Below are 12,061 nucleotides of genomic sequence, written 5' to 3'. Positions count from 1 at the left end.
AAGAAAAACTTTGCTTTCTCTTCAAACTCTTTTGTGTCAAATTCTTTACTGTTAAAAACGCTTTTTAAAGAGTTTAAAAAAGCTTTAAATCTATCTTCATGGGATAGATTCCCTTCTAATCCATACTCGTAAAGTTCATAACTGCCTCTATCTACATCTAATCCAACAAGCACTTTAAGATTAATATCTTGGTTTTTATTTAAGCCTTCGTATATAGCGTCTAATCCAGAGAAGTAGAAGTATCCAACCAGTATCTTAAACTCTTGGATTTTTGGGATTAACTCGTTTAACCTACTTTGCAGAGTGATTTCATGTTGATTGTTCCATACGTACATTACTTATATCCCTCTGTAACATTTTTCCTAAAAAAACTCTTTTTGCTGACTATTAATAGGAAGCCTTCTACCCCTCCTATTGATAATATACATACAGATTTGCTTACTAAATTTTTATAATATTTTTTTTGTAGTTGCAATATGAAATTTAAGCAGGCAAAAAGTAAGATTTAAATTTGGGGGTAGAAAGCTTAGTATATTCAGTAGTAGTCAAAACAAATGAAAAATAATTTTAAATAATATCATTGATTTTAGAATAAATTAAAGAAGGGGGATGCCCCCCTTTTTTTAAGAATATTTATGGTAAATTGTTAAAAATTTACGTCTACTTGGCTTTCCCACAAACCATGGATATTGCAATAGCTGACTGCCACAAGTGTGCCTGATTCTTCAAGCTTAACTTTGAAGCACGCCACCGGGTTTGTATAGGCTGGCCCTTTGTTTGCACCTTCAGTGGATTCGCCGTGGGCAAGGAACTCTGCTCTACCAAGATTATATACTGGTTTCCCACTTGCTGGTTTGAAATAAAGGCTAATCCAACCTATGTAATGCTCTGTGGTGTTTGGGTGGGCAATCTCTTTACCTACGCTTACTTCAATTACTGAATACTCACCCTTTTTAAGCCCATTGGGACACTCAATTACTGGTACATGTTTTTCTGATTTAAAATCTGCACTTTTTACTAAATCTGCTATTGGCATCTTTTCCTCCTTTTTTTAGTTTGTCTGATATTATTATAGCATAAAATTATTAATCATTAAAATTTAATATTCTCCGGCAAGCTGTCTTCTTTTTATATGTTTTTTCACAGATTCCCTTTTAAATGCTGGAAGTCTATCTAAAAACAATGTACCATTTAAATGATCCAGTTCGTGCTGGATAGCCCTTGCCAAAAGGCCATCAGCCTTTATAATAAATTCATTACCATTTATATCCTGCGCAACAGCTTCCACCACTTCAGCCCTTGTTACATTTGCGTATTCCCCTGGTACGCTTAAACACCCTTCTTCATCACACACTTCCCCTTCCATTTTTAAAATGGTTGGATTGATAAATACCTTAAGATCATTTTTCTCTTTTGATATATCTATTATAAATAATCTCTTATCAATACCCACCTGTGGGGCCGCAAGACCTACACCAGGAGCATTGTACATTGTCTCAGCCATATCATTTACAATTTTTTTTAAATCCTCATCAAACTTATCAACAGGCTTACACTTTACCCGTAATCGGGGATCCGGGTATTTTAGAATCTCAAGCAACATCTTCACCTCTCAGTAGTTAAATTATAATCTTTTTAAATTATTTGTCAAGTTTTTTAAGAGTAAAAAAGTATAAAAATCAAACACTAGCAATCTAATTAATATCTTCCCTGCAAACTCAAATAAAAGATTATTACTCTTCAGTATCAGAGGTGGAACCATCACTTCCGCAACATTTTTTGTATTTTTTACCGCTACCACAGGGACAGGGGTCGTTTCTTCCTATTTTAGGTGTGTCTCTTTTGATGGGGGTTACCTTCTCTTCTGATGGTTCATCGGAGAATATATCTTTCTTTTCCTCTTTTAATTTTTGTTTTTTTTCCTCTTTAAGCTCAATATCCTCTTCAGATTTCAGCTGTACGTGAAAAACGAGCTCTGTTGTCTCGTAATAGATCCGCCTCATCATATCTGTGAAGATGTTGAAAGATTCTTTTTTGTATTCTATGAGTGGATCCTTTTGCCCATAGCCCCTGAGACCTACACTATCTCGTAAGTGATCCATTGTGAGTAGATGCTCTTTCCATTTTGAATCAAGGGTGTTTATCATTACAAACCTGATTACAGGTGCGAAATGTTCTCCTAATAGTTCTTTCTTTTCATCTAATTTTTTAAGTGCTAAAGAAACGATTTTTTCTTTCAGGGTTGATGTATTTTTTCGATTGGCTTGGGGTAGTTCATCTACTGTTATATCAAATACTTTCTCGATTTCCATTTTTAATCCATCATAATCAGCGGTGTCAGAAGATAAAATGTAATCTTCTATCATTATATCAGCGAGGTTGTGAATCTCTTCCACAATTACCTGCTCAATTTCGTCATCTGATAATATGTTTTTTCTCAGTCCGTATACTATCTGCCTCTGTTGGTTCATTACGTTGTCGTATTCTAAGAGGTGCTTTCTTATTTCAAAATGCAACCCTTCAACCTTCTTCTGGGCATTTTCGATGGCTTTATTTATGAGTGGGTGCTCTATTGGCTCCCCTTCTTTCATCCCCAACTTATCCATGATGTATGATATCTTTTCGGATCCAAAGATTCTTAAAAGATCATCTTCAAGGCTTAGAAAGAATCTTGAAGATCCTGGATCCCCCTGCCTTCCGGATCTACCTCTTAATTGATTGTCAATTCTGCGGGATTCATGTCTTTCTGTACCAATGATATGAAGCCCTCCCAGGTTTTTAACTTCTTCATTTATCTTAATATCGGTTCCCCTTCCTGCCATGTTTGTGGCGATTGTTACAGCCCCTTTGGCTCCGGCGTTTGCGATAATGGCTGCTTCTTTTTCATGATGTTTTGCATTTAGAACCTGATGGGGGACTAACTTTTTTGACAGTAGTTTACTTAAATACTCCGATTTATCTATCGATACTGTACCAACTAAAACAGGTCTACCTTTTTTATGCATCTCTATGATCTCTTTTACTATAGCATCATACTTTTCTTTGGCGGTTTTATAGATCTGATCCGGGTGGTCAACCCTTATCATAGGTCGATTGGGGGGTATAGGGACAACCTTTAACCCATAGATCTCCATAAATTCTTGGGCTTCTGTGGCGGCTGTACCAGTCATACCGGCAAGTTTTTTGTACATCCTGAAAAAGTTCTGGAAGGTGATGGAAGCAAGTGTTTGATTTTCACTTTCAATCTTTACCCCTTCTTTTGCTTCGATAGCCTGATGGATACCGTCGGAATATCTTCTTCCTGGCATCAAACGCCCGGTGAATTCATCCACTATCACCACCTGCCCATTTTGCACAACATAATCCACATCCTTGTGAAACAGGTTGTGGGCTTTGAGGGAATTATTGATATAATGCAATAGGTCGATATTCTTTGCATCGTAAAGGTTTTCGATATTCAGGATCTTCTCTATTTTACTGATCCCTTCGTAGGTGAGTTTTACTATTTTATCCTTTTCATTTACAGTATAATCTGTATCCTTTGATAGATTTCTCACAACTTTATCAATATGGTAGTATATCTCCACAGAGCTTTCAGTGGGACCGCTTATTATAAGAGGTGTTCTTGCTTCATCTATCAGGATACTATCCACCTCATCCACTATGGCAAAATTTAGATTTTTTTGGCAGTACTCCTCCAAACTGTATTTCATGTTGTCCCTTAGATAATCGAATCCAAACTCATTGTTTGTACCGTATGTGATATCTGCGGCGTAGGCATCCACCCTTTCACAGGGGACAAGCCTGGTGGTGAATTTTTCTTTGTTGTCCCATTCCACAAGGTAGCTTCCATTTTGCTGGATTACACCCACCGTAAGACCCAGAAAAAGATAAATTGCACCCATCCAGAGTGCATCACGTTTTGCCAGGTAATCATTGACGGTCACCAGGTGGGCACCTTTCCCTTCAAGGGCGTTGAGGTATAGGGCAAGAGTAGCCACAAGGGTCTTACCCTCCCCTGTTTTCATCTCAGCAATTGCCCCTTTATGAAGTACATACCCACCTATGAGCTGTACATCAAAATGCCTCATGTCAAGTGTTCTCTTTGAGGCTTCCCTCACCACCGCAAAGGCTTCCACCAGAATATCATCAAGGGATTTCCCTTCTGAGAGTAATATTTTGAAATAATCTGTTTTTTCTCTGAGCTCTTCATCTGAAAGTTTTGATATCTCTGATTCCAGATTATTTATCTCTTGAACTATTGGCATTATTTTTTTAATATATTTTTCACTTTCATCTTTACCAAAAATCTTTTTAAGAATTCCTATCATCTTATCTCCTTGGTTTATCTTTTGTCTCTGTTATGGTCACAAGCCAGTATACCAATCCTAAAACGGTAATAGATAGTATAATTAAAAGCAATTTTTCTATACTACCGGTGTGCTCAAGGGTCATAATCAAAAGATCCCTCACAAAAGCTATCAGAGCAACACCCACAAAGGTACTTATCTTAAACTTTGCTCCTTTTATTATGTTTATCTCTGTGTATAAAAGTTCAGATAAAACCCATATCATTAAAAGTGAACTGAGGGCCTTGATTATAAAAAAATCTGGCTTCATCTTCATGAGAACCACCATATCAAATAGGAAGTAAACTGCGGCTGATATTGTTAAGAAAATTAGAAAAGATAAAATAATGATCTGGGTAACGAACTCAATCCTTTCGCTAACTGATATGATAAAATCCCTTAAGGATAAAAAGACTGAATACTTTTTAATTTCTGTGGTATAGTAAGCATCCGATATGATGTCTTTGTTTATATCCATTAATTTATGCATCGAAAACAGGAGCTCTTTTCTTTTTATATCATCGGATACATTCTGAAAAATCTTTTCATGAAACCATTGTCTTACCCAATTCGACATTATATTAAACATATCCTGGGTTATATGGAATTTTATGTGGGTATTTCCGATATTTACCAGATATTCCAAGTATTTGTTGTCGATCTTCCCTTCATAAAATCTTTTATACCAGATTTTAAGCATATCCTGATGTTTTTGAATCACATCAGGGGTCATAGAATCCGGAAGCTGTATCTTTAAAATCATGTAATCATAGAACTCATCCACAAACTGGTCAGCATACTCAAGCATGAATTTTCCCATAAAGATCAAATTCTGAATGTCCTTTTCCGTCAGCGAGTAATTGCTTATAACCTCTTTAATATATTTCATTACAAACCTCGAAAGATAAAAATTTCTGTTTATTTTTTCTTGATATTAAGCTAAAATTTAGTAAAAATAAAGTCTATTTTTTGTTTGGAGTGAAATGTGGGTAGAAAGGCAGAGATAATAAGGGTTACAAATGAAACGGAGATTAAGCTTTCTTTATCCCTTGATGAGGATAAAGAGATTTTAATATCTACGGGATGTGGTTTTCTCGATCATATGTTACACCTTTTTGCAAAACATGGTGATTTTGGCCTAAAACTAAAAGCCAAGGGTGATTCCCATATAGATTGGCATCACACATTTGAAGATATTGGGATTGCCCTTGGGAAAGGTTTTTATGAGGCGTTGGGGGATAAAAAAGGGATCGTAAGATACGGTTTTTTTCTTCTTCCAATGGATGAAACGTTGGTGGAGATGGCTGTAGATTTTAGTGGCAGAAGTTATCTAAATTATGATGTGAAGTATTATTCAGGGAAGGTGGGGGATGTGGATGTGGAGCTTTTCAAGGAATTTTTCAGGGCTTTTTCCGACAATGCGAAATGTAATTTGCATATAGTAAAAAGGTATGGTGAAAACACACATCATATTGTGGAGGCAATTTTCAAGGCCGTGGCAAGGGGGATTCGTATGGCTGTGGAGATAAAAGGGGAGGATATCCCATCTACGAAAGGTGTGCTGGAATGATAGGTATAGTGGATTATGGAATGGGAAATTTGAAAAGTGTTTATAATGCCTTTAAGAAGCTTGGTATAGATGCAAAAATAGTTTCCGATGAAAGAGACATAAAAGACTTAGATAAACTTATATTACCGGGTGTTGGGGCATTCGGTGATTGTATGAAAGGGCTTATTGATAGGGGGCTGATAGATTCAGTTAAATCTTTTATCGCTTCAGGTAAGCCTTTTCTAGGTATTTGCGTTGGGATGCAGCTTCTTTTTGAAAAAAGTCTCGAGTTTGGTGAGCAGATAGGGCTTGGATATTTTAAGGGGACTGTAAAACGGTTCCCGGAGAAGGGTAGGTTTAAAATTCCTCATATGGGTTGGAATCAGATCAACATTCTAAAAAGACATTCTTTGATTGATGGTATCGAAAATGGTACCTATTTCTATTTTGTGCATTCTTATTATGCCCCGGTAGTGGAGGAAACTATTATAAGTTGTGATTATATCGATAATTTCTCCGCTATGGTTGTTAGAGATAATATTGCTGCGGTGCAATTTCACCCTGAAAAAAGTCAGGATAAGGGGCTTAGGATATTGAAAAATTTTGGAGAGTGGAGATGCTGTTAATTCCTGCAATAGATTTACTGGGAGGCAGGGTTGTCAGGCTTGAAAAAGGGGATATGGATAGGTTTAAGGTCTATTCTGAAAACCCTTTAGATGTGGCAAAACAATTTGAAGATATGGGGGTTAAAAGAGTTCATATTGTGGATCTGGATGGGGCTAAAAAAGGTGATGCGGTAAATTATAATGTTATCGAAAATATCGTTAAACATACCAACCTATCCGTGGATGTGGGTGGTGGCATCAGGAATATAAAGAGGTTTGAGGATTATATTAACCTCGGCGTTCATTATGTTGTCCTCGGTACAGCGGTTGTCAAGGATGTTAATTTTACCAAGGAAGTATTGCAAAAATATCCGGAAAGGGTTATTTTAGGTTTAGATGCAAAAGATGGTTATATAGCCACCGATGGTTGGTATGAAAAGAGTTCCCTTACAGCTATAGATGTTATAGATAGCTACAAAGAATATGATGTGGCGGCTATTATTTATACTGATATAAGCAGGGATGGTATGCTTGCTGGAATCAATGTGAAGGCTACAGTTGATCTATCGAATAGATCCCCTTTTCCGGTGATAGCTTCTGGAGGGCTAAAAGGGGAGGAAGATATATGGGAGTTGAAGAGATACAATATATTCGGCTGTATCATTGGTAAAGCTTTTTATGAAGGGAAGATAGATCTAAAAACGATATTAAAAAAGATAGATTTATAAGGAGGTTTTTATGGATAGATTTTATACTACAGTGGCAACAGGGTTTTTTACAGGTTTTTCAAGCTGGGCTCCAGGGACAGTTGGGACGTTGGTGGCAATACCGATCTATTTTTTAGTAAATCTTTTTTTTAGCAAGTTTGTTGTGCTTTTGGTGGGTATAGGGTTACTTGTTTTGGGGTATTTTGCATCTGAATTTTACTTATCCCTTTCGGAGGAAAAAGACCCTAAAGAAGTGGTTATTGATGAAATTGCGGCATTTTATCTTTTGATATATTTTGCACCTTTAGGTACTTTTTCTATGATAATAAAATTACCAATTTTATTTGGCTTGTTCAGGCTATTTGACATTATTAAGCTTTATCCTGCAAACTTAGTGGAAAGGTTTGAGGGTGGTTTGGGGATTATGTTAGATGACCTGGTGGCAGCGGGTTACGCTTTGGTAGCTTATCTTTTGATATTGTGGGCTCTGTGATATGGTGAGATCTGCTATTATTGCAGTAGGTAGTGAAATATTTACCGGCAGTATAGTGGATACCAATTCTGCATATCTGGCTAAAAGACTAAACCAGATCGGTGTTACAGTAGATCTGATAGCTCCTATACCAGATGATTTGGGTAGAATGGTGGAAACTTTTAAAAACTGTTTCTCTGAATACGATTTTTTTATAACCACAGGTGGCCTTGGACCTACATTTGACGATCTGACGGCAGAAGCAATAGCAAAAGCTGCTGGAGTTGAATTGCAGTTTAATGATACTGCCTATAAGCATATTGAGGATCTTCTCACCAAAAGAGGTGTTTCCATAAAAGAATCCCACAAAAGACAGGCTCTTTTACCTGAGGGAGCTATATTACTGCCAAACAGTAAAGGTACCGCAATGGGTTTTATCTGTGGTAAAGATGGTTCATTCTCGATATCTCTACCGGGGATACCTTATGAGATGAAGCCTATGTTTGATGATTATGTTGTTCCTTTTATTAGAAAGCATTTTAATCTCCCGGAGATATTTATGGAAGATATCAGATTTGCCGGACTACCTGAGTCGGATGTGGATGAGGTGATAAGGGAGATTGGGATTCCTTCTAATATGGAGTGCATTATAAATGTATCTAAAGGGGAGATTATTGTTAGGGTTAGGACAACAGATAAAGAAGTCTTTGATGCTTTTATAACAAATCTAATCGAAAAGCTAAATAGATTTTATATCGGCAAAGGTGACGAATCGATAGGAGTGATACTTTTGAGAATGCTAAATGAGAGAAAAAAGTCGATCTCCTTTGCGGAAAGCTGTACAGGTGGATTGTTGTCCAAAATGATCACAGATATCCCTGGTTCATCAAAAGTCTTTGCTGGTTCTGTTGTGTCATATTCAAATGATGTAAAGGTTGATCTTTTGGGTGTATCCGAAGAGACGTTGAAAAATTATGGAGCTGTAAGTAAAGAAACGGCTTTAGAAATGGTAAAAGGGTGTAAAAAACTTTTCAATACAGATGTTGCGGCTGCCATCACTGGTATAGCTGGCCCAGATGGGGGGACATCAGAGAAACCTGTGGGGCTTGTATATACTGCCATTGATATCGATGGGGAAGTGGAGGTAAAAGAACATCTTTTCTCTGGCGACAGGGATGCCATTAGGGAAAGAAGTGCTAAATACGTATTCGATACTATTATAAAGAGGTTGAAGAGTAGGTGAGAAGTTTTATTGCTCTTGATTTGAAAGAGGAAAACAGAAATTTGATTTTAAAATATGCTTCAGGATTTAGAGATATATTGGTGGGTAAATTTATACCTGCATCACAACTACACTCCACTCTATTTTTTTTTGAAAATTTCAGTGGGGATCTTAATGAGTTAAAAGCTTATTTTAAGACCGTAGCCTTTACCCCTTTTGATTTAGAGATAACCTGTTTTGATTATTTCAGTTTTAAGAATAACCCCACCATCCTTTTTATAAAGTATAAAGCACAACATTTGTTAGATTATTATAAACAGCTTAAAGATTTTTTGGATAAATCTGGAATAAATTACGACAGAAAACCTTTTAAAGAGCATATAACGGTCTGTAGAATAAAAAAAGTAGATGATCTGGATCTGTTTCGTAGGCAGATTTCAATTGCCAATGAGACCTTTTTTCCGGTTACTATTACTGTACCATCCATATCATTTTACAAGAGCAAATTAACACCGGATGGTCCTGTTTATGAGAAACTTTTTTCTTTAGGGGGCGCGTAGATGAATATAGTCATTATCAATGGTAGTCCACGAAAAGATGGTAATAGCTCTTTTATTGCAACAGAGCTTGAAAAAAAGTTTTTAGATAAGGGTGATAGTGTAAGGATTTTAAATTTAAATGATATGTCATATAAAGGGTGTCAGGGTTGTTTGTCTTGCAGAAAAAATAACAGCTTTTGTGTAGTAAATGATGATTTAGTAAAGCTACTTCCCACATTCGTGGAGACAGACCTTTTTGTGGTTGTTAGTCCCAACTATTACGGTTTTGTGACGGGGCAGATGAAGCTTTTTCTGGATAGATGGTATTGTTTAAAGGATGCAAATAGACGGACAAAGCTAAAAGAGGGAGCAAAAGGGTTCTTTATTCTAACGCAGGGATCCCCAAACAGGGATCATGGTAAATCTGTTTCCGATTGGGCAAAACATCTGCTTGAAGGGTTTGGTTTGAAATACTATGGTTATGTTCTGCCTGGTTTGAGTACTGACAATACAGATATGGCAAGAGTGAAACTGAAAGAGATCATCATGAATATAAATATGTTTATATAGGTGTGGTGGTGGATAGTCATATTATATGGGAAAACGATAAACTATTTTTGCTAGATCAGAGGGAACTACCATTTAAAAAGATCTATGTTGAGTGCAGTTCCGTTTACGATGTTGCAAAAGCCATAAAAGATATGGTTGTAAGAGGTGCTCCTGCGATAGGGGTGGCGGCTGCATATGGTTTTGCTCTGGGTAAAATAAAAGGGATTGATGACGAAACGATATACAACGTATTGATAAATACAAGGCCCACGGCGGTAAATCTTGAGTGGGCATTACGAAGATCTCTTAATGAGTATAGATATTATGGTGACATTTTGGAGTTAGCAAAAAAAATACATGAAGAGGATATCTTAATCAACAAACAGATTGGTAAAAACGGTAACGAATTGATAAATGATGGTGAAAATATTCTTACCCATTGTAATGCTGGTGCCCTTGCCACAGGAGGCTATGGTACTGCATTGGGGGTCATACGGGCAGCTTTTGAAGATGGTAAAAAGATTCATGTGTATGTGGATGAGACAAGGCCATATCTGCAAGGGGCAAGACTTACAGCTTATGAATTAATGGAGGATGGGATCGATTGCACTTTGATATGTGATAATATGGCTGGCTATTTAATGAGTCTTGGTAAAATCGATAAGGTAATTGTTGGTGCTGATAGAATTGCTTCAAATGGTGACACTGCAAACAAGATAGGGACGTATTCCATTGCGGTACTGGCAATGCACCACAAAATCCCCTTTTATGTTGCAGCACCCATCAGTACTTTTGATATGTCAATAAAGGATGGGAGTTTTATTAAGATTGAGGAAAGATCACCTTATGAGGTGAGGGAGGTTTTTGGCACAAAAATAGCCACAGATGAAACTAAGGTTTTTAATCCCTCTTTCGATGTTACGCCTAATTATCTGATAAGTGGATTTATAACAGAAAAAGGGGTAATCTGTCCACCATTTGGTAATTACATCCTTGAAAAGTTTAATATATAATAAAAGGAGGTCTTATGGCAGTCAGTTACAAAGAATTAGGTCTGGTGAATACCAGAGAGATGTTTAAAAAGGCTATGGAGGGGAAATACGCTGTTCCAGCCTATAATTTCAACAATCTTGAACAGTTGCAGGCTATAATTCAGGCCTGTGTGGAAACAAAGTCTCCGGTTATCTTACAGGTTTCAAAAGGGGCAAGGGAGTATGCAAATGCCACTATATTGAGGTATCTGGCTTTGGGTGCCACGCAGCTGGCTGAGGAAATGGGACATAAAATTCCAATTGCCCTTCATCTGGATCATGGGGATAGTTTTGAGATATGCAAGTCATGTGTTGATTATGGATTCTCATCGGTTATGATAGATGGATCCCACCTGCCATTTGAGGAAAATATCGCTATTACCAGAAAGGTTGTGGAGTACGCTCATCAATTTGATGTTACAGTTGAAGGGGAGCTAGGTGTGTTGGCCGGTATAGAAGATGATGTTTCGGCGGAGCATTCCCATTATACAGATCCTGCTCAGGTGGAGGAGTTTGTTGCCAGAACAGGAGTGGATTCTCTTGCCATATCGATTGGTACATCACACGGTGCATACAAATTTAAGGTGAAGCCGGGAGAGGAAGTGCCACCACTTAGATTCGACATTTTGGAAGAGGTTGAAAAAAGATTACCAGGTTTCCCCATTGTACTTCACGGTGCATCTTCTGTAGTGCAGGAATATGTAGAGCTTATAAATAAATATGGTGGTAAGCTGGAGGGTGCTGTGGGGGTACCAGAGGAACAATTAAGAAAAGCTGCGGCAAGCGCTGTGTGTAAAATTAATATAGATAGTGATGGAAGGTTGGCTTTTACTGCTAAGGTGAGAGAGTATCTTGCGAAGAATCCGCAGGAGTTTGATCCAAGGAAATATTTAAAGCCTGCCAGAGAGGAATTGGTGAAGCTTTATAAGCATAAGAATATCAATGTGTTAGGAAGCGCAGGTAAGGCCTAAGAAAAAAAATAAAAAAACTTAAAAAAACTACTTGACAAAGAGGGATAAGTTATGTATATTCCTCTTC

The 12,061-nt window shown here is 37.2% G+C and carries 14 protein-coding genes; 9 read left to right on the top strand and 5 right to left on the bottom strand.

Annotation, left to right across the window (positions count from 1 at the left end):
• From ACP5Q2_RS09630 to ACP5Q2_RS09610, 5 genes are all read right to left on the bottom strand, one after another.
• Window positions 1–335: hypothetical protein (locus ACP5Q2_RS09630; protein ID WP_428099544.1), on the bottom strand; the 335-nt coding region annotated here is incomplete at its 3' end.
• Between the two features lie 311 nt (window positions 336–646).
• Entirely contained in the window at window positions 647–1,036 is a 390-nt protein-coding gene (locus ACP5Q2_RS09625; RefSeq protein WP_424606352.1) for a class II SORL domain-containing protein, read from the bottom strand.
• Between the two features lie 63 nt (window positions 1,037–1,099).
• Window positions 1,100–1,603 (bottom strand): peptide deformylase, encoded by a 504-nt coding sequence (gene def / locus ACP5Q2_RS09620; protein ID WP_428099541.1) that lies wholly within the window; start codon window positions 1,601–1,603, stop codon window positions 1,100–1,102.
• A gap of 130 nt (window positions 1,604–1,733) precedes the next feature.
• The gene (secA, locus tag ACP5Q2_RS09615; RefSeq protein ID WP_428099538.1) at window positions 1,734–4,331 is read right to left on the bottom strand and encodes a preprotein translocase subunit SecA; all 2,598 of its coding nucleotides are present in this window, start codon (window positions 4,329–4,331) and stop codon (window positions 1,734–1,736) included.
• A 1-nt stretch (window position 4,332) separates the two neighbouring features.
• Window positions 4,333–5,238: a protoglobin domain-containing protein gene (locus ACP5Q2_RS09610; protein ID WP_428099535.1), complete on the bottom strand. Its 906-nt coding sequence runs from the start codon at window positions 5,236–5,238 to the stop codon at window positions 4,333–4,335.
• Window positions 5,239–5,334: 96 nt separating this feature from the next.
• On the opposite strand from ACP5Q2_RS09610, the gene hisB reads away from it, so the two are divergent.
• Genes hisB through ACP5Q2_RS09565 form a run of 9 tightly spaced genes read left to right on the top strand, consistent with a single transcriptional unit; the run spans window position 5,335 to window position 11,994 of the window.
• Window positions 5,335–5,919, top strand: a complete 585-nt coding sequence (hisB, locus tag ACP5Q2_RS09605; protein ID WP_424606356.1) for an imidazoleglycerol-phosphate dehydratase HisB — start codon at window positions 5,335–5,337, stop codon at window positions 5,917–5,919.
• On the top strand, window positions 5,916–6,524 hold the full coding sequence (hisH, locus tag ACP5Q2_RS09600) for an imidazole glycerol phosphate synthase subunit HisH (protein ID WP_424606357.1): 609 nt from the start codon (window positions 5,916–5,918) through the stop codon (window positions 6,522–6,524). The genes hisB and hisH overlap by 4 nt, the downstream gene beginning before the upstream one ends.
• A complete protein-coding gene (gene hisA / locus ACP5Q2_RS09595; RefSeq protein WP_424606358.1) occupies window positions 6,515–7,231 on the top strand; it encodes a 1-(5-phosphoribosyl)-5-[(5-phosphoribosylamino)methylideneamino]imidazole-4-carboxamide isomerase in 717 nt (238 codons plus the stop codon). The genes hisH and hisA overlap by 10 nt, the downstream gene beginning before the upstream one ends.
• A 10-nt stretch (window positions 7,232–7,241) precedes the next feature.
• Window positions 7,242–7,703: a phosphatidylglycerophosphatase A family protein gene (locus tag ACP5Q2_RS09590; protein ID WP_428099531.1), complete on the top strand. Its 462-nt coding sequence runs from the start codon at window positions 7,242–7,244 to the stop codon at window positions 7,701–7,703.
• A 1-nt stretch (window position 7,704) separates the two neighbouring features.
• Complete coding sequence (locus ACP5Q2_RS09585) at window positions 7,705–8,925, top strand: competence/damage-inducible protein A (RefSeq protein WP_424606360.1); 1,221 nt, start codon at window positions 7,705–7,707, stop codon at window positions 8,923–8,925.
• Window positions 8,922–9,464 (top strand): RNA 2',3'-cyclic phosphodiesterase, encoded by a 543-nt coding sequence (gene thpR / locus ACP5Q2_RS09580; RefSeq protein ID WP_428099528.1) that lies wholly within the window; start codon window positions 8,922–8,924, stop codon window positions 9,462–9,464. Before ACP5Q2_RS09585 ends, thpR begins: the two co-directional genes overlap by 4 nt.
• Entirely contained in the window at window positions 9,465–10,013 is a 549-nt protein-coding gene (locus ACP5Q2_RS09575) for a flavodoxin family protein (RefSeq protein ID WP_428099525.1), read from the top strand.
• Between the two features lie 8 nt (window positions 10,014–10,021).
• Entirely contained in the window at window positions 10,022–11,005 is a 984-nt protein-coding gene (mtnA, locus tag ACP5Q2_RS09570) for an S-methyl-5-thioribose-1-phosphate isomerase (RefSeq protein WP_428099522.1), read from the top strand.
• A 14-nt stretch (window positions 11,006–11,019) separates the two neighbouring features.
• Entirely contained in the window at window positions 11,020–11,994 is a 975-nt protein-coding gene (locus ACP5Q2_RS09565) for a class II fructose-bisphosphate aldolase (RefSeq protein WP_424606364.1), read from the top strand.
• The last annotated feature ends 67 nt before the right edge of the window (window positions 11,995–12,061 follow it).

It is taken from the genome of Calditerrivibrio sp., assembly GCF_049968475.1.
In the GTDB taxonomy this organism is placed as follows: domain Bacteria; phylum Chrysiogenota; class Deferribacteres; order Deferribacterales; family Calditerrivibrionaceae; genus Calditerrivibrio; species Calditerrivibrio nitroreducens_A.
This window is presented reverse-complemented; position numbering and strand designations above follow the sequence as displayed.

What these genes read in the sequence shown, in the direction of transcription:
- ACP5Q2_RS09625 (WP_424606352.1), bottom strand. Translation starts at nt 1,036, where the DNA reads ATGCCAATAGCAGATTTAGTAAAAAGTGCAGATTTTAAATCAGAAAAA.
- def (WP_428099541.1), bottom strand. Translation starts at nt 1,603, where the DNA reads ATGTTGCTTGAGATTCTAAAATACCCGGATCCCCGATTACGGGTAAAG.
- secA (WP_428099538.1), bottom strand. Translation starts at nt 4,331, where the DNA reads ATGATAGGAATTCTTAAAAAGATTTTTGGTAAAGATGAAAGTGAAAAA.
- ACP5Q2_RS09610 (WP_428099535.1), bottom strand. Translation starts at nt 5,238, where the DNA reads ATGAAATATATTAAAGAGGTTATAAGCAATTACTCGCTGACGGAAAAG.
- hisH (WP_424606357.1), top strand. Translation starts at nt 5,916, where the DNA reads ATGATAGGTATAGTGGATTATGGAATGGGAAATTTGAAAAGTGTTTAT.
- hisA (WP_424606358.1), top strand. Translation starts at nt 6,515, where the DNA reads ATGCTGTTAATTCCTGCAATAGATTTACTGGGAGGCAGGGTTGTCAGG.
- ACP5Q2_RS09590 (WP_428099531.1), top strand. Translation starts at nt 7,242, where the DNA reads ATGGATAGATTTTATACTACAGTGGCAACAGGGTTTTTTACAGGTTTT.
- ACP5Q2_RS09585 (WP_424606360.1), top strand. Translation starts at nt 7,705, where the DNA reads ATGGTGAGATCTGCTATTATTGCAGTAGGTAGTGAAATATTTACCGGC.
- ACP5Q2_RS09575 (WP_428099525.1), top strand. Translation starts at nt 9,465, where the DNA reads ATGAATATAGTCATTATCAATGGTAGTCCACGAAAAGATGGTAATAGC.
- ACP5Q2_RS09565 (WP_424606364.1), top strand. Translation starts at nt 11,020, where the DNA reads ATGGCAGTCAGTTACAAAGAATTAGGTCTGGTGAATACCAGAGAGATG.